Here is a 25,024-nt window from a genome sequence, read left to right on the forward strand (position 1 = left end):
ATGAGCTTTTTCACGAATGACACGACACAGCCACGAGATGACAACAGCGAACCGTTCTTAGATGCGCTTGTCAGCATGACCAGCAATGACAGCGGCTTATATGTGGGAATTGGTGCTTTACGTAATTCGGATGTGTTTACGGCCGTGCGCGTGATTGCCAGTGATCTTGCAACTAATCCGATTGAATATAGTGACAAGCGTATCAGCGTGCTCCTTAACAAAGTACCCAATGACCACATGACAGCATGGTCGTTCAAGTTTGCCCTAGTGGCCAACATGCTGCTGAATGGTAATAGCTTCGCACGCGTTACTAAGAACCCTAGCGGACAAGTCACCGGCTTCGAGTTTGTTCCAAACAGCCAAATGGTGGTCAAGCAAGACGATACGACCGGCATTATCAGCTACACGTATACGCCCCAGAATGGTCGCTCACAGCGTTTAAGCGCCAGCGAGGTATTGCACTTCAAGTGCTTCACGCAAGACGGATACAAGGGCCTATCGCCTCTTTACAGCTTGCATGATGAAGTTCGGGTACAGCATGCGGGGCACAAGTTGCTCAAAGGCTTCTTCAATACCGGTGTCCAAGGGACTGGCCTACTCAAGGTGAACAAGTCCCAGCTTGATGCCAAGGCGAAGGAGAATATCCGATCAAAGTTTGAGGCTGCTAATAGCGGTGACAATGCCCTCAAGACCATCATTCTCGACAATGATATGGACTACAAGCAACTCGAAGTTAATACTGACGTGCTGAATCTAGTCAATTCTAGCGATTGGACAACGAAACAGATTGCCAAAGCGTTCGGCTTACCACTAGATCGATTAGGTATTGAGAGCGAGCACTCTAACGCCGTGCAATCAAACCTAGTCTATCTGCAAAACACGCTGGTGCAATACTTCACCTGCTTCACTAGTGAGATGGACGCCAAGCTGTCAACGGGTGACAACCGGTTTAGTTTTAACACTGACAAGCTGTTCAGTGCTGACCCCACGACGATGCAAGAACTAGCCATTAAGGGGCTGCAAGGCGGACTGCTGACCACCAATGAAGCACGCGCTAAGTTAAACTTACCCCCAATTCTCGGTGGTGATGAGATCATGGCCAGCCTGAACTATACGCCGCTAAGCAACCTTGTCACTTATCAAGATAAACAGAAAGGAAGTGCGTCAAATGAACAATGATGACGTAGAAAAGCGCCTGAACCCTGACGCTGATCTGACCGCCGCCGAACCTACCACAGCAGACGACAGTCAAGACCAAAAGGATCCAAGCACCGCACCCAATGATACACCCAAGAAGCTCACCGGCTATGCCGTAGTCTTCAATAGTCCAAGCAAGGATCTCGGTGGTTTTAAAGAAGTCGTTGATCCGCACGCATTCGACAATGTGGATCTATCAGACGTCTATATGGTATCTGATCACGATTTTAGCAAGGTCCTCGCCAGCACTAAAGCCGGCACCTTGACCTTAAACGTGGACGATAAAGGCTTGCAGTTTGAAGCAACCTTACCCGATACGACCACAGCTAATGATGCTTATAACAACGTCCAAGCTGGTAATCTGTCAGCTATGAGTTTTACTTTCAATGCTGCGCCAGACGGTGACACGTTCACTAAGGACGACAGCGGGCAAGTGATTCGTACCATCACGCAAGTAAAGAGCCTGTTTGACGTCTCACTGGTAGCTATTCCAGCGTATGACGATACCAACGTCCAAGTGGACAAACGCAGCTACACCGAGTGGCTGAAAACTAATACTGAACAACCAGAAAAGGGAGATAAAACCATGACTGAAAAAACAATTATCGACAACAAAGAACACACCGAGTCCCGCGCGTATGAAGATTACATCCGTAGCATGGGCGAACAACGTGACGGCCTGACCACGACCACTGCCGGGGCTGTCGTTCCTAAAGAAGTCATCGAAGACGTCTGGAATCTAAAGGAATCCGATTATGACCTGGCTAAATACGTCACTGTGAAGCAGGTTGGTACCCCAGTCGGCACCTACCCGATTGCCCTCACCAACAACGGCGTACTGGCCACCAAGGAAGAACTCGCCGACGTGCCAGAGATCGGTGCAACCCTATTCCGTGGTGTTGACTATAAGGTTGCTACCCGTGCTGGCAAGATCTATCTGTCTAATGAACTGGTAGAAGACAGTGAAGTTGATATTGTTGCCGAGGTTAAGAATCAACTCAAGAAGCTGGTACAAAACACGGACAATAGCAACATTATCAGCGTTCTGACTGGCAAGACGGGCACCAATGATAACTTCAAGCACATCACCGGTACCGGCTTAGACGACATCAAGCAGACGTTCAACATCGAACTGGACCCGGCGCTGTCCCTGTCTGTGATCGTTAATCAGGACGCCTACAACTACCTTGACACCCTCAAGGACAGCGAAGGTCGCTACCTGCTTCAACCCTCTATCACGGCACCATCTGGCAAGCAGCTGTTCGGTGCACCGGTGATTGTCATCGCGAATAAGGTATTGCCAACCGTTAAGGCGGGCACCTATCGGATCATCATCGGAGACTTTTCTCAAGCAATTTTCTTAGCCCAGAAGAACGAGGTCAACACCCAGTGGGAACGGTTCGACAGCTACAGCCAAGGGCTGGCCGTGGTCATTCGCAACGACTATGAAGTGGTTGATCCAGACGCTGCTCGAATTGTTGACATCACACCGGTAACCAAGCCAGCAGCTTAATGAAACAGTCTGGGGTGTACCTTGGGGTACGCCCTATTTTTATATAGGAGATGAGCACATGACTGTCACTACTGATGTCATTAAAAATAGCCTGCGTGTGCAGACTGATACTGACGACACACTCATTCAAAACTACATTACAGCCGCTCAAGACTACGTCCACAATGCGGTAGACAGCACCGCAGACATTGCCAAGATGGAAAAATACTCACAGTTCGACGTCGCCGTGGCGATGATGACCGAATTCTGGTATCAAAACCGGGGTGAGGTCAGTACAGCTAGTCAAGAACCACCCTATTCAGTGGTCAGCATGATCCAGCAGCTACGTGGCTTGTTCGCAGCAGACGTATAGTATCGATAACCAATAGATTATGATATAATTAAGACAGTCCTAGGCGATAAGCGGGTAGATCCGTTTTAACCGACGCACGGCATAGCTAACCGGTGGCGCATTTTATAGACCAGGTTACTTTTTGTCTCGCTGAAATCCAGGCAGTACAGTATCATCATTACACTAACCTCTTTGGTCATAAAAATAGCCAGTTTCTTGTTTAGCAGATCGTTCTGCTTGGGAAACTGATTACATGACTTGTCGTTTTCATCTAGCGGGCAGAAATGCCCGTTTTTTTGTGCTGATAATCCGTTATGGGCAAGAGCCATCAGGATTTAAGGTCAATCTAATTGACCTGGAACAATGGAGTTCTGGAAAAGTCCTAAGTGGCTCAAATCCACTTTGAATACGGCGCTGACAGACGCGTTCTGACACAATTTCAACGACTGTTCCTTGAGGTACGGTCGTGGCTGCACTAGACAACGAATATCAGGACCAGTTACTGGCACAAAAATAGCCGCCCATAATGGACGGCCAGAACACCTATCAATCGTGAATCGAATCTTGCAATTTATCTCCAGCCTTGTCAATCCCCTTAGCTGCCCAAATTGTACCAGCTACCAAGACACCACCAACAAGAAAAGTGCTTGCTACCATGAACTTAAAAACCGATTTTAAAGCGTCCATAGTCCGACCTCCCGTCAGTCTTTAGATCTGCCAACAAAGAAAGATACAACAGCGACAATAATAACTGCTCCGACTATCGATGGAATTATGGCCATTCCAGCCAACTGAGGACCCCAGTGCCCAAGGAGTGCTTCCCCTAAAGAGGAACCGACAAGGCCAGCAACGATATTTGCAATCCAGCCCATAGACTTGCCCTTGCTTGTAATCGCACCTGCAATAGCGCCGATTATTGCGCCAACAATTAAAGCCCAAAGAAAATGCATGATAATTCCTCCTTTTTGGTAATATTGTCTCTATAGACGAACACAGTATAACATGCAGTAGCAACAATAGATAATAAAATAGCCGCCCATAATGGACGACTTTCTTGGGTAGCTAGGGGTCGAACCTAGGATTATGGATTCAGAGTCCACTGCGTTACCACTTCGCTACTACCCAATATCTCAAAGCACAAGAAGTAGTATATGAAAATCGGCTAAGGTTGTCAATCACTGTTAGAGAAAAATAGTCTCGCCTTGGCCAAAAAAATAACCGTCCCGAAATGAGACGGCCACCGCCTGCCTAGCATTATTTTACGCACTCTATCCGCACTCTATTTAATTGCAATTGGGTGACAATGAATGACAATCGTAAGAAATAAAAAAGCTGTCAAACCGGCATTTTGATAACCAGTGACAGCCAATGAATAACAATAATTGGGTAGATAGGGATCGAACCTATGATTATGGATTCAGAGTCCATTGCGTTACCACTTCGCTACTACCCAATAACTTAGCAACGAGTAATATCTTACGAAAAATGCCGGCCCCTGTCAATTAAATCCGGGAAAAATTTTCTCGCCGGCTAACTTGAAGGTGACCGGGCCTGTTCGCCACTACTGCAAAGCCCGAATGTTTGGCGTACACTAGGTGTACAGTCATTAGAAATGAGGGGTAAGAATGAAAATCGAATCTGCTTGCACGTCAATCCTGGTGGGGAAAAAAGCCAGCATTGACGGCAGCACCATGATCTCGCGCAATGACGACACCTTCCACGTGCTGGCACCGCACCGCTTCTACATGCACCCGGCCTGGCACGGCGAAAAGGGGCTGCACGTCAAGTCCCCGCTCAACGGGTTTGAAGCCGACCTGCCGGAAAACGGCTATCGCTACAACGCCGTACCAAACGTCGACACCGAACACGGCGGCGACTACGAAGAATCCGGGATCAACGAAAAGAACGTCGCGATGTCGGCGACCGAATCCACGTACGGCAACGAGCGGGCCTTGGCCTTTGATCCCCTGGTCAAAGATGGTCTGGACGAGGACCTGATCGTCAACATGACGCTGCCTTTCGTCGAAAGCGCCCGGCACGCAGTCGAATACCTCGGCCAGCTGATCAAACAATACGGCTCTCCTGCCGGTAACTCGGTCTTGTTTTCCGATAAGGATAACGTCTGGTACATGGAAATCGTCACTGGCCACCACTGGGTCGCCCAGCGCATCCCCGACGATGCCTACGCCGTCGCCGCTAACGAGGTCGCAATTCAGCAAGTCGACTTCACCGACAGCGACAATTTCATCTGGAGCGATGGCATTCAGGACTTCGTCGACCAGCATCACCTGAACCCGGACCAAAAGGGCTGGAACTTCCGCCACATTTTTGGCACGTTCAACGAAAAGGACCGCCACTACAACACACCGCGTGTGTGGTACGCGCATCACATCCTGAACCCAGAAGTCGCAGAGGAGCCGGAATCTGGCGAGCTGCCCTTCATCATGCACACTGATCACAAGATCACCCGCGAAGACATTGCCCAAATCCTTGGCTCGCACTACAACGAGACCCCGTACGATCCCTTTGCCAAGGATTCGACCGACGCGGACCGTCTCCGCTACCGGCCGATTGGCCTCAATCGCACCCAGAACTCGCATATTCTGCAACTGAGAAACGACGTTGACTTTGGCCACGCCGCCATCATGTGGTTGAACATCGGCATCCCGACCTTCAGTCCATACGTGCCGTTTTACTGCAACGCCGATGACACCGACCCGTCGTACTCCCAGACACCGATGACATTGGATGTCGATCAAGACTCCGCCTACTGGCTGCACCGCAGCCTGGGCATGCTGGTAGAAAGCCACTACAGCAAGTTCATCCAGCAAAACCGCGACTATCTGACCGAGCAGTACCGGCTGTATCGCGTTCACATCGCAGAAACTGACGCGGCCACCAAAGACCTGACCGGCCAGGCGCTGACCGACGCGCTGACTCAGGCCAATTACAAACTGGTCGCTGCCGTCAAGGCTGAAGCCAAGAAGCAGATCGCCAGCATGCTGATGCAAGGCATGGAACTTTCCAAGCTGACGTTCAACATGGACAAAAACCTGTAATCAATACAGTCACTCGCCAATCACCGGCGAGTGTTTTTTTACCCCAAATTGCGGCATACTAGTCAAAAAGGAAGTGGGAACGTGACGGCAAAACTGATTATTCTCCGCGGCAATTCTGCAAGCGGCAAGACGACCCTGGCGAACAAGCTCGCCGCAAAACTGCCAGAAAGCCAAACCCTGGTCCTTCATCAGGACATGCTGCGACGTGACCTCCTGCACGCCAGCGACCACGAAGGCACCCTAGCAGTCCCTTTGATCAAAACACTGGCTGAGTTCGGTCGCCAACATTACCAGTACACAATCATTGAAGGTATCCTGCGCCGCGATGTGTACGGCCCAATGCTCAAGGACGTGGCGGCCACATTCGCGCCCAGCGTTTGGCAATATTATCTCGACCTGCCGTTTGAAGAAACCGCCCGGCGGGACCGGGCCAAAGCGGTTCCCTTCGGCGAAGCGACCCTCCGCCGCTGGTGGCGGGATCAGGACCAGCTGGCTGGCGACGAGGTCCTAGGTGGTCACTCGACCTCTGACCTAGCCGAACAAATTTATCACGAGGTGATGACACATGAGTAAGTCGCGAATCGACGCACTAAGCGATGGTGTTTTTGCGATCCTGTTGACGATCCTGATTCTGGAATTCCAGCCGGAAACGATTAAACCTGGATCGTTGAACCAGGTCGTGCTGCACCAGGCGCCCCTGTTTTTGATGTATCTGTTGTCATACTTCTACGTGGGCACCAGCTGGCTTTTTCACCATGACTATTTTCAGTACGTCAAACGTACCAATCGAACCTTGAACGTCCTCAACCTGTTCGTGCTCTTCACCGTGACGCTGGTCAACTACGCGATGGTACTGCTGATCGAGGCGCTGTCCGACGGCAATACCAGCGACATCCGGCTGGCGTTCATCGTGTATGATTTAGTGGCCTTGCTGATTTCACTCTCATTTTTGCTCCTGTACCGTTACTTGGAGCATCATCCCGAGCTGCAAACCGTTGAGCGCAGCGGCATCACCAGCCACTACGAGCGCATCCGGCTCGATCCCGCGCGCAGCGTCAGCATTTACCTGCTGTCCATGATTGCCACTAGCTTCTCGAACCTGGTGGCCGGCATCCTGCTGATCGCCGGCGTGGTCTTCCACTTTATCGCCTATCTTCGTTTTTCCCGCGTCGTTCACATCGCGACCAATGAAAAAACAAACAATCTTACCAAATAGCCCCGTCTGAACGTTCTATAATAGTGGGTATATAAGGAGTGATTTGATGCGAGAAGCAAGACGACGGAGTCAGAAAAAACCGCGGGTCAGGCGCAAACGCCGCTGGCCACGGGTCATCGCGATCCTGTTAGGCCTCATTGTCGTGTTAGGCGTGCTGGCGGTGGTCTTCTTTACGCCGCTGAACAACACCTACCGGAATGTTACCGGAAACGACACCCCGGCCGACAGCGCGGTGAAAGCCCAGCTGGTCAAGCAGATCGAAAAGCGCAAAACTGGCGACCCTACGACTGACGCGGTACTCGACCAAGCCGCAACCACACTGGACAACACGAAAATGAGCACCATCGTCCAGGCGGCGGGCAATCAGGATAAGTTTTCGCACCTGCTTCAATCGACCACCGGCGTGCCGGCGGCTCAGGCGAATACTGCGGCGGCCGCCGTGTTTTCCACGAGTGAGCTGACCCCGATGCGCGAAGCCGTGGCGGAAGGCAACTACGTCAAAGCCTACCAGGAATATCAGGCGTTGAGCGCAACCGCGAAGGCGCAGGCATCCAGCCTGTTGAGCACCTATAAATGAGGCGGCGAAACGCTGATTTTGGTGAAATGGAGAAATTGTGGTGACGGAAAACTTTCACAGCGCCGACGGGCGGCGGTACCGGGAGCCCAAGTTAAATCAACTGATGGCCCAATACAGCGGCCAGCCGCACATCGAGCGCAAGCAAGGAAAATATTTAACGCTGCTGATCATCGCGACAGTCGCGTTGATCCTGATGCACATCTTCTACGCCTCACTCGAGGTCGTGCCGGTGCTGTTCATGTTCGTGTTTGCTGGCCTCTACCTGCTGCGCGATGAGTACATTGTTGAACCGGGTGGCACCACCATGACCCTTTCCTTCTTTGACGTGGACATTATCAAAGGCAGACATGGCCAGCGGCCAATCGTGTTTGTGCCCAATGAGAAAGCTTAACAAAAAAATCCTGCGCGGACCGCGCAGGATTTTTTTGCGGCCTTGTGACGTGCGCCCAGTTAAAAACTGGCGCCGCCAAACAAAAAGCCGCCAAACGCTGATGTAACAACGTTTTGCGGCATCTGATCACCCGTACGGGATTCGAACCCGTGTTTCCTGGCTGAGAACCAGGCGTCTTAACCCCTTGACTAACGGGCAATGTCTTTAAAGCACGTTTATAAGTTTACAGGATTCAGCGCGGATGTCAACCACCAAGCCGACAATTTCTAACGGCCGCGGGCCATTCGCGGTATAATCTCGGCAAGGAGATGACACACATGGACACGATTTTTCACCTTGACGAGGCGACCAAGTGGCCGACTGTCTTGAGCAATATTCCCAACTACTTGGCCGCGGCCAAAGAAGCGGGCGTCAGCGGCCAAGTCGAGCTGCTAATCAACGGCGCGCCGGTGGTCGACGCCACCATCGGCAGTACCATCGACCTCAAGCCATTGGTGGCCGCGGGCGTCACTGTCGCAGTTTGCCACAACGCAATGGCTAGCCACCACGTTGCGGAAGCGGATCTGCAGCCAGGCTTGACCGTGGTGCCGGCCGGCGTGTTCGAATTGGCCAAAAGACAACACGAGGGGTATGCCTACATCAAGCCCTGACTAACTGGCTGATAGTTTTCACCGCACAAAAAGACGCCGCTGCAACAGTGTAAGTTGCAACGGCGTACTTTTTCCTCTCGCATGCGCTATTTTTTCTTAGCGACCATCATGTTTGGGGTTTCTTGGTGACGGCAGGTCCGCCCTGCTCGATCAAACATCGCGTAGACCCACAACCCGTTAACCGAGAGTGCGGCTGCACCGACTAATACTGTGACCATCTGCGTCATCCTCCTTTTATATCAAAATTCGGATTCCTCGCGGGCCGATTACATCGCCGTTTAAGTGGCCTTGCCGGTCCTCAAACGCTCCGTGAAGATTCTAATTCTTTTCTTTGTATGTTGCCCATTATACACAACTTTTACATTGGTGCAAATTCACGGCGCATTTGTAACTATTTTGTCACATTCCGCAAAGCCCCGGTAAGGCCGCTCGTAGCGTGCGTTTAGCGGTCAGACACGCCTGGTTCGACTCGGGCCGGCACCATTATTTATTTGTTTTCGCCGTTACAGAAGATTTACGAAGGAAGAACAGCATCGCAATCACCAGCACAGCGAGCAGTGCGACTGCCGCGCCGTTTCCGGCTAGTATGCCAGTCGGCGTGCCGTGAGTCAGCACCCCGCTGATTGACAGCAGAATCCCGGTCAGGCCGATGATCGACCCGCCTGCGATCAGGCCCGAGGACAGCGAAACGCCGTGCTGCACGCGTTCCTGATTGGCCGGTTTGCCCTTGCCTTCCACAATCATGCGAACAATCGCACCGACCAAGATGATTGCAGTGGTAGCCATCGGCAGGTAGAAACCAATCGCAACTGTCATGATCGGCAGCTTAAGGAAGTGCATCACCAGCCCCATTGCCACCCCGATGAAGATGATGGTGAAGGGCAGCTGCCCGGTGATGATGCCCGAGGTCAAAGCCGCAATCAGGTTGGCCTGAGGCAGGCCAAACGCAGCATCGGCACTGGTATCAGCCAGCTGTGGCGCTAAGACCACGATTACGCCGACCACCGTCACCACCCCAATCACCGCAGCCAGCAGGAACCGCCGCTGCATCTTTGGCCGCGCCGCGCCAACCAGCTCGGTGGCTTTTTGGGTTTGCGAGTAACCGCCGCCGATACTGATTGCGGTGACCGCAAAGGTGGCTAGAAGCAGCAGCGAGCGCAGATCAAAGTCAGAGGTCCAGCCCATGGCCACGAAGAGCACCGTGAGCAGAACCAGCGAGGCAATCGTCATCCCGGAAACTGGTAAGTTTGATGTCCCGATCGTGCCGGTCAGGTTCGCGGCCACGACCACAAAGACGAAGGCCAACAACATCGCCAGACCCCCACCAAGCAGGCCGATCATGATGTTGCCGGAGAAAACACTGCTGAGCACAAAGACTGACAAAATGGCAAAGCCCAGCAGCATGATGCCAAACATGGATCTCTTTTCCTTGCCGCCAAACGCGACTTTCAGTGAGCGCCCGATCACCGGCACCAGCTTGACTGCGCCGATCAGGCCACCGCACAGCATCATGCCGGCGCCCAAGTATCGGTTGTAGCTGCCGGAAATGCCGTCAAACCCCAGCGAACTCACTGCGGTACCCGCCGCGTTCCAGACCTCGTGGCCGCCGCCCGCCATGTCAGTAAAGTAACCGATCAATGGCGCAATCGCGAAGTTGGCCAGCAGTGACCCAGCAAACATCTGCAGGGCCACTTGCATGCCGACAATAAATCCGATCCCTGCCAGCAGCGGATTAACCTCCAGCTCAAACTTCCACTTAAAATCCTTAGGACCGTACATTACAAAATGATTGTTGATCCAGCCGAACATCGAGCCGGTCGCCATGGTCAACAGCCCCCCGATGCCAAAGCCTGAGGCCATCATTTTCATGCCCTGGCCGCCTGCCGCGCTGGCCCGGATTGTCTCGGAGATCGCCATCGCTTCCGGATACAGCAGGGTATCCTTGCTGCCGACAATCAAGTGATTCTCAACGATGGAGGCCGTGCCGATCCCGAACAGCACGCCCAGCGTGCCGACCAATACCGCCTCGAAGAAGTTGATCTGCGCGCCGATCAACAGGACTGCGGGTAACACAAAAATCATCCCGGAGGCGACGGTTTCACCCCCGCTGGCCATTCCTTGCATTTCGTTGGTGCCGGCAAACCCCTGCCTGCGGGCAAAGGCGCGGACCACCGCCGAGCCGATAATGGCCCCTGGAATCCCAGCCGCCACAGTGAGCCCCGCCTTCATCCCCAAATAGGCCGTCGACGCGGCGAAAAGCAGCGCGAGCAAAATGCCCACGCCGAGTACGATGGTGGAGCCGACGCGGCTCTTGGGTTTGGCCGGCGCCTGCGTCTTGGGGACGCTGATTGGCTTTTCCATATTGGTTCCCCCTTATCTTTACCATAAATTGTTTACTATGTTTAACTTAAATCTAGCATGGTGGTTTCCCTAATTGCACGGATAACGTCTGTTGCCCAAAGAAAAAGCCGCAAAAAAAAACCGTTGCCCGTGCCGCCTCACATTCGGCAAGCCAGGAAACGGGGATAAATTCTCGCGCGTTCTTCTAACCAATCAGGTAAACTAAAGACAGATAAGGGGGATTCAGTCATGCGCAAAACTCACATCCTGCCACTTGGCATTTTGGCCACAGTCGCGGGCGGCCTGACCTTGGTCTCTGGCGCCTTAGCGCTGAGTGCCGGCATCTTGACCATCAAAGCCGCCGTTTCGAAAACGGACTAAAAAAACGCCCGCGGGCGTTTTTTAGTGGAGCTGAGCAACCATGTCGGCAAGCAGCTGATGCGTGATTCGGCTGCTTTCCGGGGCGACCGGATTATCCGTTTGATTTTGAATCGCGGTCAGAAAGGCCCGAACCGCTGGGGCAAAGCCGCGAGTCTCAAGCGTTGGCTGCCAGTCCGGGGCCAGCTTAGTGGTCTCACCAGCCTTGGTGTAGGCCTGCAATCGGCTGAGGTCCTGCACCCGGTACACGCCATCAGTGGTGCTGACCGTGGCCTCTTCTAAATTCGCGCCGGCCACCATGTTGATCCCGGCCTCGACCCGTATCCCCTGCGCAGCAAACGTGATCGTCGCCTGCTCAAGATTGCCATCTTTATCGGCGTGCATACTGTACCGCGCTTTGGGGTCAGAAGGAAAACCGGCGAGCATGAGCGCGGTGTCGAGCGGGTGGATGAGCAGATCGAAAATGGCTTCCGCTGCGGGCTGCGGACTGGCCACACGATTTTTGACGACTTGGATCACATTCTTATTCGGCAGCGCGGCAAGCTCCTGGATCATCGGTGCAAACCGCCGATTAAAGCCCACCGTCAGCAGCTTGCGATGTGCGGCGGCGATCATGTACAGCTCCTGTACGGCTTCCTTAGTCGTCGCCAGCGGCTTGTCCACGTACACATTAACGTCGCGCTCGAGAAAATGCTTGACCAGCGTGTAGTGGGCCGGAGTGGCCGCATGGATCATCACCGCATCCAGTTTGAGGCTGTCCAAAGCCTGAAGATCCGTGCCGGCCGCCGTCAGCCGAAACTGATTGGCCAACTTGGTCAACTTCCCCAAGTCACGCGTGTCCAAATACCACTGAACTGTGTCCTGCATCGTTGCATAAGTTGGCAAATACGCTTTTTGCGCGATATTGCCAAGTCCGATCACGCCAACATTAAGCATGCAATCACCTTTTCATCATTGATACGTTAACGCTAGCACAGGGGGCCCGCGCCGGTCAAAGCCTGGACCAAAATTTTATTAATTCAGCAAATCCCCAGTTTGACTCGACCAGCCCGGCGGCGTAAGGGCATAATGGAAGAAGAAGTTAATTAGGGGGAATCATGTTGGGGAAGACCGAATCATCGCATCGCAGCTGGCGCCGGCTGCTGAGGATCGCCACGACCTTGACCGTCGTGTTAGGGCTGGGCACCACCAGCCTTACCGCCTGCAGCAGTACCAGCACCGACAACACAAGCCAGCAGCAAACTACCAAGGCCGATGCCGCCAAACAAGCGGCCAAGCGGGAAAAAGCACGCAAACAGGCCGCGGCACGTAAGAAACGGGCAGCGGCCAAGGCGAAAGCCAAAGCCGCCAAGGACGCCGCGGCCAAAAAAGCGGCGCTGGCTAAGGCAGCTGCGGAAAAGGCCAAGGCCGCCGCGGATCAAGACCTGGCCAACCTCACCTACAGTGGCACGCAAACCATCGACGTCAACGGCGGCAGGCCGACTTTTTCCGCCGCGGACCTCAGCACTCAGCAAGGCACTTGGCAGCGATTCGCCGACCTCGACGGGCTCAACCGCGCGACTGATGCAGAAGCCTTGATGAACAAGGCCATGATGCCAACTGCCGAGCGGGAGCCCCTCACCTGGGATCCCACCGGCTGGCACAACAAGAAGTTGAAGAGCGGCTACCTCTACAACCGCAGTCACCTCATCGGCTATCAGCTCACCGGCCAGAACAACAACCCCAAGAACCTGATGACCGGCACGCGCTCGCTGAACTCACCGGAAATGTTGCGGTTTGAAGACGACATCGCCTACTTCATGAAAACCAATCCGAACGCCTATGTGCGGTACTCGGTGCGGCCAGTATACAAAGGCAACAACCTCCTCGCCTCGGGCGTCCACATGATGGCGGAAGGCATCGGGGCTAGCGGCTTGAGCTTTAACGTTTACATATTCAACGTCGAAGCCGGCGTCACGATTAATTACGCCGATGGTACAAGCGTGGTGAGCGCCGCCGAGACCTCAACGGCGCCGCAGCCTCAAGGTGGAAGTACGAATGCGAGCGCGGCACCAACCGCCCAAGCCTCGGCAGCTGGCGCAAGCGGCGACATGAACACCGCCAGCACTGGCAAAATCGTGGGCAATCGCAACTCCCACATCTACCACGTACCGGGCCAGTCCGGCTACCGGATGAGTTCCAGCAACGCGGTCTACTTCGCCACCGAGCAACAAGCGCAAGCCGCGGGGTATCGCAAGGCGCTGCGCTAAATACCCTAACAAGAACGCCTCGCCTTTTACTTAAAAGACGAGGCGTTTTGATTGGTCTGAGTTACTTGTTTGCCCGCGCTAGCCACCAGTAAAGACCCGCCAGCGCCGCCAAAGTCACAACGCCCACTGCCGGTTTGCGGTCGGCACGGCTGGTCGACACTGCCGTTTTAGGCATTTTTGCCTGTTTCGTTTCAGCACTCATCGCTGCCCCTCCTGACCTTTAGCGTACCTGATTTGCCGCCGCCAAAAAAGCGCTCAAGCCTTGCGCATCGCCTCATCATAAATGGTGAGCCTTGCTTTTGACTTGAGCGCTTTTTATTCATCTGTGGACTAGACGCGCCTATCGCTTACAGGCGTGCGTTCAGTTCCTTGGTCATGTCCTCAAAGCCGGGGCGGCCAAGCAGGGCAAACATGTTCTTTTTGTACGCTTCAACGCCTGGCTGGTTGAACGGGTTGATCCCGTTCAGGTAGCCGGAAACGGCAACGGCTGCTTCAAAGAAGTAGATCAGGTAGCCGAGCGTATAGGCATCCTGCTGCGGAATGGTGACAGTCATCACTGGCACACCGCCATCGGTGTGGGCCAAAACAACGCCTTCGTAAGCCTTGCGGTTAACAAAGGACATCTTCTTGCCTTCGAGGTATTCCAGACCGTCAAGGGAACCTGGCTCTGCCGGGATCTCGACGTCGTGGTTCGGCTTGTCGACCCAAACGACGGTTTCCATGAGGTTGCGCCGGCCTTCCTGGATGTACTGACCCAGAGAGTGCAGGTCAGTGGTGAAGTTTGCGCTTGATGGGTAAATGCCCTTTTGGTCCTTGCCTTCAGATTCGCCCATGAGCTGCTTCCACCATTCGCTGAAGTACTGCAGCGTTGGCTCGTAGTTTTCAAGCAGTTCAGTGGTGTAGCCCTTGCGGTACAAAATGTTGCGCAATGCCGCGTACTGATAAGCCTCGTTCTTGCTGAGGTCGGCGTCGGAATAGGCTTCGCGGCCATCAGCGGCACCTTTCATCAGCTGGTCGATGTCACCGCCGGCAACGGCGATCGGCAACAGACCCACAGCGGACAGCACGGAGTAACGACCGCCCAAGTCATCAGGCACAACGAATTCTTCGTAGCCTTCAGCGTCTGATTCAGACTTCAGCGCACCCTTAGCGCGATCGGTCGTGGCGTAAATGCGGCCCTTGGCCCCGTCCTTGCCATACTTTTCAATCAGCTTGGCCTTCAGCACGCGGAACGCGATGGAAGGTTCGGTGGTGGTCCCGGACTTGCTGATGACGTTCAGCGAAAAGTCGCGGTCGCCGATCATGTCAATCAGATCGGACAGGTACGAACCGGAAATCGAGTTGCCGGCGAAGTAGACTTCTGGCAGCTTACGGCCTGGTTCGTAGTTGCGGAACGTGTGGGAAAGAAAATCAACGGCCATGCGAGCGCCCAGGTATGAGCCGCCAATGCCGATCGCAACGAAGACTTCTGAGTCCCCTTGGATCTTCTTGGCCGCAGCCTTGATCCGGGCAAATTCGTCCTTGTCGTAGTTCACTGGCAGGTCCAAGAACCCGCGGAAATCGTTACCGGCGCCAGTGCCTTCGCGCAGTTCTTTGTCTGCAGCAGTCACCATTGCCTGCATTTCGCCCAGTTCGTTCTCGTGAACAAACTTTGAAAGCTTCGATGAATCAAATGAAATGTGAGCCATTTTAATGAGTTCCTCCTATTGTCTTTGACATCTCCAACTTTAAGCATCGCCCTGCTAAAAAGCAAGAAAGCGGCTAGCAAAAGTAAAAAGTCCTACGCAGGTAACAAGCCCGCGCAGAACAGTTAAGACTACTTCATGATACCTAAAAGAACGCCGCCTGCAATAATCAGCACTGACCCCCAGGCAATCCAAATCATTTCCTTGTGGGTCTTCTTCTCCCCAAGCAGGAAGATCGAGCCAAACGTGGAAATCACGATGCCCATTTGCGATAAGGAGTATGCGACAGCCAGGCCAACATCGGCCATCGCCATCAGCATGAAGACGTTCCCGGTGCCCCAAAGCAACCCCGTGACCACATTTTTTGCGGTTGCTTTGGAAAAGGCGTGATGGCCGATCGAAAAGAGCAAGGCGCCAATGACCATGCCGACCGCCTGCGGCAGCACCACGGCACTGGCGCCAAGCGCGGCCGCTTTGACGACAATCGTGTACCCCGCGTAGCCGACAGTGGAGATGATCAGCGTGCGGATCCCGGCGCTGTAATTGGTGATGCCTGCCTCACCCGTTTTTTCCGTGCGCGACGTCAATACCGCACCGGCGATCAGGGCAAACAGGGCAAGCAGCCCCAGCACGACCATTTTGGTCGTCTGCCACTCTGCAAACAGCAAGGCCCCGGCCAAGGTATTAGCGACCAGCTGCATGCCGGTGGACATTGGGACGGTCAGCGACACCCCGATATACTTCATGGCTTGGAACTGCTGGCTCTGACCAAGACTCCAGAACAGGCCGGACAGAATACCGAACAGCCAGACCCGGGCATCGAGCGTTGGCTGCGCCACGATGAAGGTGCCAATACCGAAAACCAGGGCCCCAAAGGTCATCCCCAGCGTTTGTTGATAGGCGTTTCCACCGAGTTTGCCGCTGACCAAACCAATTGATCCCCAGGCAATCGCGGGGATCAGCGCGATAATAATTCCCATGAGTCGTCTCCTTATTAATGAATTGAATATTGGGCAAATAGTTAAAGACACAAGTATTCAGTCTATCGTGATTTCGTTTTCAGCACAACCCTACACGTCCTTGCAGGCATGGCCGCAAACGGTTTCTGAAGCCGGTTGCAGACAAGCTGGGGACGGCGGTGACCCGCCGCAAAGCGTGAGGTTAATCCGTGTCTGAAAACAGTATACCCCCGGAACCAAACTTTTTTTCAAATCAGCGCTTGCACAATCGATTTTTTCACCAAATGTAAAAAGCCGTACCTGCTTTCAGAAAATCTCATAAAAAAAACGGTCTTCTCAGACCGTCATTGCCGTTTACCCCGGCCAAACAGGAACCGATAGATGCCATAACCCAGCAGCCCGCCGAGGGTATTAAAAATCACATCATCGATGTCGGCGACCCCGGTGTACAGCACGAACTGCAGTGCCTCAATGACAACAGACAGCAAAGCCGCGCGCCAAACGACCCCAAATGGCCGCAGGCGGTGCTTGGTCATCGCTGGCAGACCAAAGCCGAAGGGTAAAAACCAAACCACATTGCCCAGCGACTGATACCACAAATCGACAGGACTGCCGAACCGCAATTTAAGCGTGTTGACCAACGGCACAAAATTAATGTCGCTGAGGGGGCGATGCAGATAAACCGGCCACTGCCAAGGAAAGTAGTGATTCCGAAACACCGTCAGCATCAGGAGCAGCAGTAGATAGCCGGTGAAAAAGAACCACCGCAGCTCCCCGCGCAGCCGCGGCTTTTGGTGCCGCAGCCGCAAGTAACCCCACCGCAGGACCAAGGCAATCAGCAAGTAGAACAGGGTCTTGTCCAAGCTATAAATCGCCAGCTTCACCAGTGGCCAATGATTGATGTGCCCTGCCAGCCGTGATTGGGCATATTGATATAATGGGCCCAGAAATAGCATGGCTGCCTCCGTTTTTGTTTCTTTAACTTGATTGTAGCAATGCGGGCCAGCCCCTCTTGATCAGCCTCAAGGGTTTAAATCATTCTTACAAAAAATCACTTTGGCGGCTGCTTGTTTGCCCCGTTTCGCTCATACAGGTACAATGACAACGACTATTCTGTAAGGAGGCGCGCCGTGAAAGACCTGAGCAACCGGCTTAGAACGACCCGAGTAGGGTTTTTGATCATCTTATTGACCTTGCTCTGGGTAAAGACGGAGTTCGCTTATTACGTCGACTTCACGCTCGGCGCCGAAGGGCTGCTGCAGCAAGTGCTGCAACTGATCAATCCGCTGGGCATCGCCGCTTTCCTGCTGGGCCTGGCCCTTTACCTTAAAAAACCACGTCGCGCTTACGCCTTGGCAATCGTGGTCTACGTGCTGCTGACCATCTTGGTCTTTGCCAATGTCCTGTACTACCGAGAATTCAGCGATTTCATGACGGTGCAGACGATGCTGGGCGTCTCCAAGGTGAGTCAGGGGCTTGGCACCAGCACCTTAAACATGCTGACCCCACGCGACTTAGTTTACTGGCTCGACGTCGTGCTGGTGGTCTTGGCCTACCTGATTTACGGCTTGCGCAACCTCTGGCGCTACATTCACCACGAATCCCTGCAGTGGCCTCACTTTGGCCTCACTTTGGACCCCCGTCCAGTCGCTTATCACCTCGCCCAGGCCGTGTCACTGGTCGCCGTCGCTTTTTTTGGCGTCACCATGGCAGTCAGCGAATTGAACCGGCCCCAGCTGCTGACCCGCAACTTCGATCATAATTACACCGTCAAGTACCTGGGGTTGGTGCCGTTCACGGCTTACGATGGCTTCCAAACCGCGCGCAACAATCAGGTGCGCGCCAGCGCCGACAGCGCCGACATGGACAAAATTTTGCAGTACACCCAAAGCCATTACGCCGCCCCTAACGTCAGCTACGAAGGCACGGCGAAAGGCAAAAATGTCATCATCATCCACCTGGAGTCGTTCCAGCAATTCCTGATCGGCCAAAAGGTGGACGGCCAAGAGGTCACCCCGTTTTTAAACTCGCTGATCAAGCAGAAGGACACGCTGAGCTTTGATAACTTCTACCATCAGGTCGGGCCCGGCAAGACCTCCGACGCCGAGAACATGCTCGAAACCAGTACGTTTGGGCTGGCCTCTGGCTCGCTATTTTCCGCGCTCGGGACGGATAACACCTTCCAGGGTGCGCCCAGCCTGCTGCAGCAGTACGCCGGCTACACCAGTGCCGTGTTCCACGGCGGCGTGGGCACCTTCTGGAACCGCAACAACGTGTACAAGAGCCTTGGGTATAACTACTTTTTTGATGGCAATTTCTATAATCATGACGCCAACACCCGGACCGCCTATGGCATCAAGGACAAGCTGCTATTCGGCGAGACGGTCAAGTACTTGGAACACCTGCAGCAGCCGTTTTACGCCAAGGTCATCACGACGACGAATCACTACCCGTTTTTCATCACCGATCAGGATTCCGATTTTCCCGAGGCCAACACCGATGACGCCTATATCAAAGGTTACTTCCGAACCGCCCACTACCTCGACCAAGCGCTGGCAGAGTTTTTCACCTACCTGAAAACGTCTGGGCTGGAGAAAAACTCGCTGGTCATGCTGTACGGTGACCACTACGGCCTGTCGGACGACCGCAACAAGAACCTCGCCGCCATGCTGACGCCGGACGCCAATCCCACGGCCGCCAAGCTCACCAACGACGCCACTGCAGACGACTGGGACGCCTTCGACAACGCTCAGCTCCAGCGCGTGCCTTTGATTTTCCACATGCCGGGGCTCAAGGGCGGCATCAACCACACCTACGGCGGCGAGATCGACGTCTTGCCGACACTGCTCCACCTGCTTGGTGTGAACACGCAGCATTTTGTCCAATTCGGCACCGATCTGCTTTCCCCGCAGCATGACACCACCGTCGCCTTTCGCGACCATGACTTTGTCACCCCGCGCTACACCGTGCTCAGCGGCAGTGTCTATGACAATAAAACCGGCCAACTGGTTAGCCTGCCAGCCGCTGAGCAGGCCAAAATTGACGCAAAACAAAAGCACGTCGATCAGGAGCTGGCGCTTTCGGACACCCTCGCCAACAAAAATCTGCTCCGCTTTTACGTGCCAAAAGGCTACACCCCGGTCAACCCGGCCCAGGCCGACTTTTCGCAGAGCTTGGCGCAAATGATGCACGTGGAGCAACAGGCCGGGAAAAAGTCGACCTCGGTGTTCAGCCAAAACAATGACCAGTCAACTATGTCTGACTTCAGCACTGACGCCCCCGAGGTCGCAAATGATTCGAGCGTGCTCAGCAGCTACCCTGCCAAGGTTGCCGACCAAGCCAATGGCGAGGTCCGGCCATCCAAGCAAACCGGCAAATAACCTTGTTTGGCTCTGATGTGAATCAGGGCCTTTTTTGACACCCACTTTTTCGCGTCGGCTTCACACTTTGTTCAAAACTGCCCGTTATACTTTGAGTCAAAAGGTGGTGACAAGCATGCGGTTCATGGAGCGCGTAACCAGTGCCATTCGATATCGTAAACGCATTTACTTCGGCGAATTGCTGCTTGCCGCCCTGTTTTGTCTCACCAGTCTGGCGTTATGGACGCTTCGCCACGCCAATGCCAACATGCGCCAAGGCTTTCTCAACCGCCTGGAGATGCTGACGACCAATGGGCAGACGACCTCCAGCCGAGTCGTGCAAGCCGTCAAGGCCGGCTATGCCTCCCTTGATGGCCGGTATGTGGCTACGTGGTGGCTGGCAGTTGCGATCACCTTGCTGCTGAGTTTTGGCTTCGGCTGGTGGTCCGCACACAACCGGCGGGCAGAGTCGGAAACCTACCTGATCTTGGGCAAAAGTCCGTTTGACGTCGCTGCCCAATACGTGGTGGAAAGCCTATTGGTGTTTGTCGGGGCCTTCCTGTTCGTCGGATTGGTCACATTCTTGCTGAGCGACTCGCTCAATCACCTGCTGATGACGCAAAGCCGCAACGCACTGACCGCCGAGTTCAGCCGCACGGTGTCCAGCAGCACGGCGACCCAAAGCCTCAAGGCACTGTTTGAGCACAAACTGACTGAGTTTACCGGCCCCGGGCTCTTCTTTCCTGGCCCGCCGCCGAATGCCCCACAGCCGTCGCACCAACTTTATGGCTTTGTCCCGACCCTGCTGACCGGGTGTGGCACGATTATTTTAGGGCAAGGTACTGCCGCGCTTGCCGAATTGAGTTTACTCAGGCGGCAGCTGCTGCACACCGCGTCTTCAACCGATCAAGTCAATTCTTAAGGAGCCTTGTCTATGACGCTTTTTCATCCCCAAATGGCACAAAGTTTCCGCGATCATGTTCAGACCCTCTTCGCGCCGGGAACCACCAGTTTTGTCTTTGTTTCCGCTGACTCGCTGAGTCAGACGTTCGCCGCCTACACCCAGGCTTTTGTCAGCGGCGGCTGCACCAAGGCGCTGGCCCTGGTCGATGAAACCGACACCGGCATCGTGCCCTATCTGTCGGTCCGCGCCAACCTGCTCATCAACAGTCGCGGCCCGGCCCTGAACCAGCTGCCCGAAGCGCTGCGCCAAGACACCCTGTTCTTAGATCAGCCCGCAAGCCAGCTGACCCCAGCGGAAAGTCTTTATGTCCAATTCTTCCGCGGCCTCATGGGCAAACGGTCCGTGATTTTGGCCAAAGGGTTGCCCGCCGTAATGGTGCCGACCGAGACGCGTGCCTTTCTGAGCTTCGCCAACCAGGCGCTGGCAGGCACCCACTCACGGTTTGTGATTCTCACGGCCGATCAAAGCTTGATCGACGCCCATCCAGACCACAGCTTCACCCGCGCCCCCAGCTTGGCAGCCGCGTCAGATGGCACCAAAAAACACGCCTAAAAATCAGGCGTGTTTTTTATTGTCTCAGTACCGGTTATTGTCCTCACCTGGTGCGGTGTCCTTCAGGCTGTCCAGCGTCTTCATGTCTTCAGCACTGAGCGTAAAGTCCAACTCGGTGTTAGCTTTAATGTGCGCCGGGCTGGTCGCCTTTGGCAGCGGCAGGAGCCCTTTTTGCAGGACGTAGCGGATCGCCACCTGAGCCACCCCGGTGCCGTAATGCGCAGCCACGGTTTTGACCGCATCATTGTTGAGCAAGAAGCCGGTTGCCAGCGGTGAAAAGGCCTCGACCAACAGGCCGTTCTCCTTAGCACACTGGACGTTGTCATCTTCGGTAAAACCGATGTAATACTGCAGCTGCAGCGCCATTGGCTTGATCTTGCAGTGCGCGTACAGGTCCTCCTGGTCGCGCACGTTGAAGTTAGAAATCCCAATCGCACGCACTTTTTTACTGGTGTAGAAGGATTCCATCTGGGCCCACACCGTCCGGTTCTGCACCCGGTAGTCGGCCCCAAACTCCTCCCACGGCCACGGGGCGTGGATCAGGTACATGTCGATGTAGCCGAGGTCCAGCCGCGCCATGGACTCCGCAAAGGCTTGTTGTGCTGCCTCCGCCGTCTTCGCACCTGCCGGAAGCTTCGAGGTCACGAAAATCTGATCGCGAGGGATCCCAGAATCGCGGATCGCCTTGCCCACGCTTTCCTCGTTGCCGTAGCCATGGGCCGTATCAATGTGCCGATAACCCTGGCGCAACGCCTCAGTCACCGCCTGATAAGCCTTGTCTCCATTAGGAATCTGCCAGGTCCCAAAGCCGACCTGCGGGATCTTGACCCCATTTGGCAGGGTGTATGAATCTGTTAATACTGACATTCTTTCACCTCATTTTTTAATCTGAACATTAAAATTATAGCACTCACTGCGAATCAAATTGCTTGCCAAAATAGAACGTTTGTTCGTATAATGAACCTCGAGGTGATTGGCGATGAGTGAACCGTCTATTTATGCAAACGAGCCGCACCGGGTCGTTTTTTTAATCGATAATAAATCCTTCTACGCTTCCGTTGAGGCGGTCGCCCGCGGCTGGGACCCGCTGAAGGTCGCCTTAGTCGTCATGTCTGAGCAGGAAAATACCAACGGCGGCCTGATTCTGGCCACCTCGCCGATCGCGAAGAAAGAGTACGGCTTGCAGGCAAACGTCAGCCGCCAGCGCGACCTGCCCGATGACCCGAACCTGATGGTGGTCCCGCCGCGCATGAACCTCTACATCCAGCGCAATCTGCAGATCAACGACATCTTTCGCCGCTTCGTCGCCGATTCGGACCTGTGGCCGTATTCGATCGATGAGTCGGTGCTGGACCTCACGCACTCCTGGCGCCTTTTTGGCAAGACGCCACGGGAAGTCGCCAAGCGCATCCAGAAGGCGGTGTACCATGCGCTGGGCCTTTACACCACCGTCGGCATTGGCGAAAATCCGGTCCAGGCCAAGATTGCCTTGGATGTGTACGCCAAACATCAGCCGGATCTCATTGGCGAGATCTCCTACGCCACGGTACCGGAAAAGCTGTGGTCGATCGACGACATGACTGCCGTGTGGAGCATCGCCGACCGCACCGCCGCGCATCTTAGGCGGCTGGGCATTACCACGATTTACGAGCTGGCGCACGCTAACCCTTACCTACTGGAACAGGAAATGGGTATCATCGGCCAGCAGCTGTTTGCCCTGGCCTGGGGCATCGATCGCACCACCATCGCCAAGCGCGTGGTGACTAGAGCACCAAGCATCGGCAACTCACAAGTGCTGCCACGCGACTACGCGATTCAAAGCGAAATCGAGCTGGTGATCAAGGAAATCGGTGAGCAGGTGGCCGCCCGGCTCCGCCATCATCACAAGAAGGCCGGCAGCATCAGCCTCGGCATTGGCTTTTCCTATGCGGCCGCAGAGGCTTCAGGCAAAAGCGGCTTCAGCCACGCACTGCGCATTTTCCCCACCAATCGCAACGATGAGCTGAACGAAGCCCTGATCATGCTGTTTCGCCGCTACTGGCATGGCGAGGTGATCCGCAACATCGCCGTGTACACGGGCCGGCTGGGTCCAGACACCGGCGAGCAGCTCAGTCTTTTGCAACCGGTGGCCGAGCAGGTCCGCACGACCGATTTGGCCCGCACAGTGGACACACTGCGCACGAAATTTGGTTTCACGGCAGTCGTCTACGCCAAAAGTAAACTGCGCGGCGGCACCGCGATTCAGCGGGCCAGCCTGGTCGGCGGCCACAACGGCGGCAACAGCTACGAATGAGAACCCAAAATCGGCGCCAGACATAATAAATCAACGTCCAAGTACACAAGGGCCTCTGCATCGCGATTCTAAGAACGAACCGCGGCTCAGAGGCCCTTGTGTTTTGGGCTAAAACCGCTTTATGGCTCAGCCGCGTTTTCAGTTAAAGTGAGAAATGGTAATCCTGGTCATCCGCCAGGCGCATGACTTCCTCAACGTCCAGCCCGTACTGCTCGCTGACCTGATGCAGCAGGTAGTCGCGCAGCTCGTCGTGAAAGAATCCTTCAAGGGCGTGGTCGAAGGCGGAAAACCAGCTGCCCCCGTGGTGATGTGCGATGACGGTCTCATTTTGCAGCTGGCGCAAGATTTGACGACCGGTCAAGTTGATTTTGATTGTCAGCTCACGCTTGACCCCGTTATCCAGCACATGCAGCGTCGCCTGATGAAAATGGGCAAACCAGAGGCCCACCAACAGAAGCGCCGAAAGCAGCGGGACACCAATCAGTCCCAGAACAAGCAGCGGCGGTACCAGCCCCAAGGCAATCGGGGCGCTGACCCCCGCAAAAACCACCGAGATCAGTAGAATCATTGCCACCAGCAAAAGCGCCGGCAGTACCGCGACCAGTGCGAATAAAACACCACAAAACAGCTTCACAATCCGGCTCATTCAGAAAAGCCCCCCAACGACAATAATCGTCTCAGACAACGCAGGTCACTCCCATAACCCACGTTTGTACTTGCAAATTAGAATATACCTCATTAAATTCACTTGCAAGTTTAATCTAACGATTTGGCGCTACTCCACTGAGATCAGAGTCACATCGGTCACTCCGCGCGACTTTTTCAAGGCGGCGAGCAGACTGTCAACCGTGCCGGTCAGGTTACTGATATCGAAAGAAATCACGACGCTGGCCCAGTCGTGAATCGGAATGTTCTGGTTAATGGTGATAATCGACGCATCGGCGTTGGACAGCGTCGTCAAGACCTCAGACAGGATCCCGCGATCATGGTGAAGCATCAGCGAAATCACGGCCTTGCGCTGAGCCAGACCGGCGTCAGGCAGGAACACATAATCCTTGTACTTGTAATAAGTCCCCCGGGAGATGCCCACCTGCTTGACCGCTTCTGAAACCTGGCGGACCTGACCGTTTTCAATCATCGTCCGGGCCGCGATGACCTTCTCAACCACGTCAGGCAAAATTGAACTATCGACGATATAGTATTTTTCCACAGTAAATCCTCGATTCCCTATCAAATAGCCCTATTGTATCACGTGTGGTGAACAGTTGCGCACAGAAAGTCCGGCCTAAACCACGAAAACACCCAAGCCAA

Annotated in this window: 27 protein-coding genes and 3 tRNA genes; 15 read left to right on the forward strand and 15 right to left on the reverse strand. The window is 54.4% G+C overall.

What is annotated here, in order from left to right:
• Genes JUE30_RS00460 through JUE30_RS00470 form a run of 3 tightly spaced genes read left to right on the forward strand, consistent with a single transcriptional unit; the run spans position 1 to position 3,062 of the window.
• Positions 1-1,179 carry a phage portal protein gene (locus JUE30_RS00460; protein ID WP_203623155.1) on the forward strand — a complete coding sequence of 393 codons (1,179 nt, stop codon included), beginning with the start codon at positions 1-3 and terminating at the stop codon, positions 1,177-1,179.
• Entirely contained in the window at positions 1,169-2,710 is a 1,542-nt protein-coding gene (locus tag JUE30_RS00465) for a phage major capsid protein (protein WP_203623156.1), read from the forward strand. Before JUE30_RS00460 ends, JUE30_RS00465 begins: the two co-directional genes overlap by 11 nt.
• 58 nt (positions 2,711-2,768) lie before the next feature.
• On the forward strand, positions 2,769-3,062 hold the full coding sequence (locus tag JUE30_RS00470; protein WP_125580444.1) for a head-tail connector protein: 294 nt from the start codon (positions 2,769-2,771) through the stop codon (positions 3,060-3,062).
• A 525-nt stretch (positions 3,063-3,587) separates the two neighbouring features.
• Here the strand turns inward: JUE30_RS00470 and JUE30_RS00475 are convergent.
• From JUE30_RS00475 to JUE30_RS00490, 4 genes are all read right to left on the reverse strand, one after another.
• Complete coding sequence (locus JUE30_RS00475) at positions 3,588-3,728, reverse strand: hypothetical protein (protein WP_125580446.1); 141 nt, start codon at positions 3,726-3,728, stop codon at positions 3,588-3,590.
• A gap of 14 nt (positions 3,729-3,742) precedes the next feature.
• Positions 3,743-3,991, reverse strand: a complete 249-nt coding sequence (locus JUE30_RS00480; protein WP_056989036.1) for a GlsB/YeaQ/YmgE family stress response membrane protein — start codon at positions 3,989-3,991, stop codon at positions 3,743-3,745.
• A gap of 104 nt (positions 3,992-4,095) precedes the next feature.
• Positions 4,096-4,166 (reverse strand) — tRNA-Gln (locus JUE30_RS00485).
• A gap of 257 nt (positions 4,167-4,423) precedes the next feature.
• Positions 4,424-4,494 (reverse strand) — tRNA-Gln (locus JUE30_RS00490).
• A gap of 172 nt (positions 4,495-4,666) precedes the next feature.
• On the opposite strand from JUE30_RS00490, the gene JUE30_RS00495 reads away from it, so the two are divergent.
• From JUE30_RS00495 to JUE30_RS00515, 5 genes are all read left to right on the forward strand, one after another.
• Positions 4,667-6,100 (forward strand): C69 family dipeptidase, encoded by a 1,434-nt coding sequence (locus JUE30_RS00495; protein ID WP_203623157.1) that lies wholly within the window; start codon positions 4,667-4,669, stop codon positions 6,098-6,100.
• Between the two features lie 81 nt (positions 6,101-6,181).
• A complete protein-coding gene (locus JUE30_RS00500) occupies positions 6,182-6,673 on the forward strand; it encodes an AAA family ATPase (protein ID WP_203623158.1) in 492 nt (163 codons plus the stop codon).
• Positions 6,666-7,316 carry a TMEM175 family protein gene (locus JUE30_RS00505; protein ID WP_125756687.1) on the forward strand — a complete coding sequence of 217 codons (651 nt, stop codon included), beginning with the start codon at positions 6,666-6,668 and terminating at the stop codon, positions 7,314-7,316. The genes JUE30_RS00500 and JUE30_RS00505 overlap by 8 nt, the downstream gene beginning before the upstream one ends.
• A 46-nt stretch (positions 7,317-7,362) precedes the next feature.
• A complete protein-coding gene (locus tag JUE30_RS00510) occupies positions 7,363-7,893 on the forward strand; it encodes a hypothetical protein (RefSeq protein WP_239061332.1) in 531 nt (176 codons plus the stop codon).
• A 40-nt stretch (positions 7,894-7,933) separates the two neighbouring features.
• Complete coding sequence (locus tag JUE30_RS00515) at positions 7,934-8,284, forward strand: hypothetical protein (RefSeq protein ID WP_203623159.1); 351 nt, start codon at positions 7,934-7,936, stop codon at positions 8,282-8,284.
• 126 nt (positions 8,285-8,410) lie between these two features.
• On the opposite strand, the gene JUE30_RS00520 is transcribed toward JUE30_RS00515, so the two are convergent.
• A tRNA-Glu gene (locus tag JUE30_RS00520) sits at positions 8,411-8,482 on the reverse strand.
• Positions 8,483-8,601: 119 nt separating this feature from the next.
• On the opposite strand from JUE30_RS00520, the gene JUE30_RS00525 reads away from it, so the two are divergent.
• Positions 8,602-8,934, forward strand: coding sequence for a DsrE family protein (locus JUE30_RS00525; protein ID WP_203623160.1), 333 nt, complete (start codon positions 8,602-8,604; stop codon positions 8,932-8,934).
• Positions 8,935-9,020: 86 nt separating this feature from the next.
• Here JUE30_RS00525 and JUE30_RS11275 read toward each other — a convergent pair whose 3' ends face one another.
• Positions 9,021-9,152, reverse strand: a complete 132-nt coding sequence (locus JUE30_RS11275; RefSeq protein ID WP_255533251.1) for a hypothetical protein — start codon at positions 9,150-9,152, stop codon at positions 9,021-9,023.
• A gap of 265 nt (positions 9,153-9,417) precedes the next feature.
• Complete coding sequence (locus tag JUE30_RS00530; protein ID WP_203623161.1) at positions 9,418-11,295, reverse strand: OPT/YSL family transporter; 1,878 nt, start codon at positions 11,293-11,295, stop codon at positions 9,418-9,420.
• A gap of 228 nt (positions 11,296-11,523) precedes the next feature.
• Between JUE30_RS00530 and JUE30_RS11280 the strand changes: the two genes are divergently transcribed.
• Positions 11,524-11,655 (forward strand): hypothetical protein, encoded by a 132-nt coding sequence (locus JUE30_RS11280; RefSeq protein ID WP_255533252.1) that lies wholly within the window; start codon positions 11,524-11,526, stop codon positions 11,653-11,655.
• A gap of 21 nt (positions 11,656-11,676) precedes the next feature.
• Here JUE30_RS11280 and JUE30_RS00535 read toward each other — a convergent pair whose 3' ends face one another.
• Complete coding sequence (locus JUE30_RS00535; RefSeq protein ID WP_203623162.1) at positions 11,677-12,588, reverse strand: Gfo/Idh/MocA family protein; 912 nt, start codon at positions 12,586-12,588, stop codon at positions 11,677-11,679.
• Between the two features lie 161 nt (positions 12,589-12,749).
• Between JUE30_RS00535 and JUE30_RS00540 the strand changes: the two genes are divergently transcribed.
• Complete coding sequence (locus JUE30_RS00540) at positions 12,750-13,901, forward strand: DNA/RNA non-specific endonuclease (RefSeq protein WP_203623163.1); 1,152 nt, start codon at positions 12,750-12,752, stop codon at positions 13,899-13,901.
• A gap of 61 nt (positions 13,902-13,962) precedes the next feature.
• Here JUE30_RS00540 and JUE30_RS00545 read toward each other — a convergent pair whose 3' ends face one another.
• From JUE30_RS00545 to JUE30_RS00560, 4 genes are all read right to left on the reverse strand, one after another.
• Positions 13,963-14,103 (reverse strand): hypothetical protein, encoded by a 141-nt coding sequence (locus JUE30_RS00545; protein WP_203623164.1) that lies wholly within the window; start codon positions 14,101-14,103, stop codon positions 13,963-13,965.
• A gap of 145 nt (positions 14,104-14,248) precedes the next feature.
• On the reverse strand, positions 14,249-15,589 hold the full coding sequence (locus JUE30_RS00550; protein WP_203623165.1) for a glucose-6-phosphate isomerase: 1,341 nt from the start codon (positions 15,587-15,589) through the stop codon (positions 14,249-14,251).
• Positions 15,590-15,717: 128 nt separating this feature from the next.
• On the reverse strand, positions 15,718-16,566 hold the full coding sequence (locus JUE30_RS00555) for a GRP family sugar transporter (protein ID WP_203623166.1): 849 nt from the start codon (positions 16,564-16,566) through the stop codon (positions 15,718-15,720).
• A gap of 323 nt (positions 16,567-16,889) precedes the next feature.
• Positions 16,890-17,501, reverse strand: a complete 612-nt coding sequence (locus JUE30_RS00560) for a VanZ family protein (protein WP_125756577.1) — start codon at positions 17,499-17,501, stop codon at positions 16,890-16,892.
• A 183-nt stretch (positions 17,502-17,684) separates the two neighbouring features.
• Here JUE30_RS00560 and JUE30_RS00565 point away from each other — a divergent pair, with 183 nt between their 5' ends.
• From JUE30_RS00565 to JUE30_RS00575, 3 genes are all read left to right on the forward strand, one after another.
• A complete protein-coding gene (locus tag JUE30_RS00565) occupies positions 17,685-19,925 on the forward strand; it encodes an LTA synthase family protein (protein WP_239061336.1) in 2,241 nt (746 codons plus the stop codon).
• Positions 19,926-20,040: 115 nt separating this feature from the next.
• Positions 20,041-20,826: a hypothetical protein gene (locus tag JUE30_RS00570; RefSeq protein WP_203623167.1), complete on the forward strand. Its 786-nt coding sequence runs from the start codon at positions 20,041-20,043 to the stop codon at positions 20,824-20,826.
• A gap of 12 nt (positions 20,827-20,838) precedes the next feature.
• A complete protein-coding gene (locus JUE30_RS00575) occupies positions 20,839-21,420 on the forward strand; it encodes a branched-chain amino acid ABC transporter ATP-binding protein (protein WP_203623168.1) in 582 nt (193 codons plus the stop codon).
• 24 nt (positions 21,421-21,444) lie between these two features.
• Here the strand turns inward: JUE30_RS00575 and JUE30_RS00580 are convergent, their stop codons facing one another.
• Positions 21,445-22,287: an aldo/keto reductase gene (locus JUE30_RS00580; protein WP_203623169.1), complete on the reverse strand. Its 843-nt coding sequence runs from the start codon at positions 22,285-22,287 to the stop codon at positions 21,445-21,447.
• 112 nt (positions 22,288-22,399) lie between these two features.
• On the opposite strand from JUE30_RS00580, the gene JUE30_RS00585 reads away from it, so the two are divergent.
• Entirely contained in the window at positions 22,400-23,713 is a 1,314-nt protein-coding gene (locus JUE30_RS00585) for a Y-family DNA polymerase (RefSeq protein WP_125756569.1), read from the forward strand.
• A 142-nt stretch (positions 23,714-23,855) separates the two neighbouring features.
• On the opposite strand, the gene JUE30_RS00590 is transcribed toward JUE30_RS00585, so the two are convergent.
• Together JUE30_RS00590 and JUE30_RS00595 are read right to left on the reverse strand one after the other, a co-directional pair.
• Positions 23,856-24,359: a hypothetical protein gene (locus JUE30_RS00590; protein ID WP_203623170.1), complete on the reverse strand. Its 504-nt coding sequence runs from the start codon at positions 24,357-24,359 to the stop codon at positions 23,856-23,858.
• A 129-nt stretch (positions 24,360-24,488) separates the two neighbouring features.
• Positions 24,489-24,923, reverse strand: coding sequence for an ACT domain-containing protein (locus JUE30_RS00595; protein WP_125756565.1), 435 nt, complete (start codon positions 24,921-24,923; stop codon positions 24,489-24,491).
• Positions 24,924-25,024 lie beyond the last annotated feature (101 nt).

Origin of the sequence: Lacticaseibacillus sp. 866-1 (assembly GCF_016861825.1) — a bacterium.
Classification (GTDB): Bacteria; Bacillota; Bacilli; order Lactobacillales; family Lactobacillaceae; genus Lacticaseibacillus.

What these genes read in the sequence shown, in the direction of transcription:
- JUE30_RS00460 (WP_203623155.1), top strand. Translation starts at nt 1, where the DNA reads ATGAGCTTTTTCACGAATGACACGACACAGCCACGAGATGACAACAGC.
- JUE30_RS00465 (WP_203623156.1), top strand. Translation starts at nt 1,169, where the DNA reads ATGAACAATGATGACGTAGAAAAGCGCCTGAACCCTGACGCTGATCTG.
- JUE30_RS00470 (WP_125580444.1), top strand. Translation starts at nt 2,769, where the DNA reads ATGACTGTCACTACTGATGTCATTAAAAATAGCCTGCGTGTGCAGACT.
- JUE30_RS00475 (WP_125580446.1), bottom strand. Translation starts at nt 3,728, where the DNA reads ATGGACGCTTTAAAATCGGTTTTTAAGTTCATGGTAGCAAGCACTTTT.
- JUE30_RS00480 (WP_056989036.1), bottom strand. Translation starts at nt 3,991, where the DNA reads ATGCATTTTCTTTGGGCTTTAATTGTTGGCGCAATAATCGGCGCTATT.
- JUE30_RS00495 (WP_203623157.1), top strand. Translation starts at nt 4,667, where the DNA reads ATGAAAATCGAATCTGCTTGCACGTCAATCCTGGTGGGGAAAAAAGCC.
- JUE30_RS00505 (WP_125756687.1), top strand. Translation starts at nt 6,666, where the DNA reads ATGAGTAAGTCGCGAATCGACGCACTAAGCGATGGTGTTTTTGCGATC.
- JUE30_RS00510 (WP_239061332.1), top strand. Translation starts at nt 7,363, where the DNA reads ATGCGAGAAGCAAGACGACGGAGTCAGAAAAAACCGCGGGTCAGGCGC.
- JUE30_RS00525 (WP_203623160.1), top strand. Translation starts at nt 8,602, where the DNA reads ATGGACACGATTTTTCACCTTGACGAGGCGACCAAGTGGCCGACTGTC.
- JUE30_RS11275 (WP_255533251.1), bottom strand. Translation starts at nt 9,152, where the DNA reads ATGGTCACAGTATTAGTCGGTGCAGCCGCACTCTCGGTTAACGGGTTG.
- JUE30_RS00530 (WP_203623161.1), bottom strand. Translation starts at nt 11,295, where the DNA reads ATGGAAAAGCCAATCAGCGTCCCCAAGACGCAGGCGCCGGCCAAACCC.
- JUE30_RS11280 (WP_255533252.1), top strand. Translation starts at nt 11,524, where the DNA reads ATGCGCAAAACTCACATCCTGCCACTTGGCATTTTGGCCACAGTCGCG.
- JUE30_RS00535 (WP_203623162.1), bottom strand. Translation starts at nt 12,588, where the DNA reads ATGCTTAATGTTGGCGTGATCGGACTTGGCAATATCGCGCAAAAAGCG.
- JUE30_RS00540 (WP_203623163.1), top strand. Translation starts at nt 12,750, where the DNA reads ATGTTGGGGAAGACCGAATCATCGCATCGCAGCTGGCGCCGGCTGCTG.
- JUE30_RS00545 (WP_203623164.1), bottom strand. Translation starts at nt 14,103, where the DNA reads ATGAGTGCTGAAACGAAACAGGCAAAAATGCCTAAAACGGCAGTGTCG.
- JUE30_RS00550 (WP_203623165.1), bottom strand. Translation starts at nt 15,589, where the DNA reads ATGGCTCACATTTCATTTGATTCATCGAAGCTTTCAAAGTTTGTTCAC.
- JUE30_RS00555 (WP_203623166.1), bottom strand. Translation starts at nt 16,566, where the DNA reads ATGGGAATTATTATCGCGCTGATCCCCGCGATTGCCTGGGGATCAATT.
- JUE30_RS00560 (WP_125756577.1), bottom strand. Translation starts at nt 17,501, where the DNA reads ATGCTATTTCTGGGCCCATTATATCAATATGCCCAATCACGGCTGGCA.
- JUE30_RS00570 (WP_203623167.1), top strand. Translation starts at nt 20,041, where the DNA reads ATGCGGTTCATGGAGCGCGTAACCAGTGCCATTCGATATCGTAAACGC.
- JUE30_RS00575 (WP_203623168.1), top strand. Translation starts at nt 20,839, where the DNA reads ATGACGCTTTTTCATCCCCAAATGGCACAAAGTTTCCGCGATCATGTT.
- JUE30_RS00580 (WP_203623169.1), bottom strand. Translation starts at nt 22,287, where the DNA reads ATGTCAGTATTAACAGATTCATACACCCTGCCAAATGGGGTCAAGATC.
- JUE30_RS00585 (WP_125756569.1), top strand. Translation starts at nt 22,400, where the DNA reads ATGAGTGAACCGTCTATTTATGCAAACGAGCCGCACCGGGTCGTTTTT.
- JUE30_RS00590 (WP_203623170.1), bottom strand. Translation starts at nt 24,359, where the DNA reads ATGAGCCGGATTGTGAAGCTGTTTTGTGGTGTTTTATTCGCACTGGTC.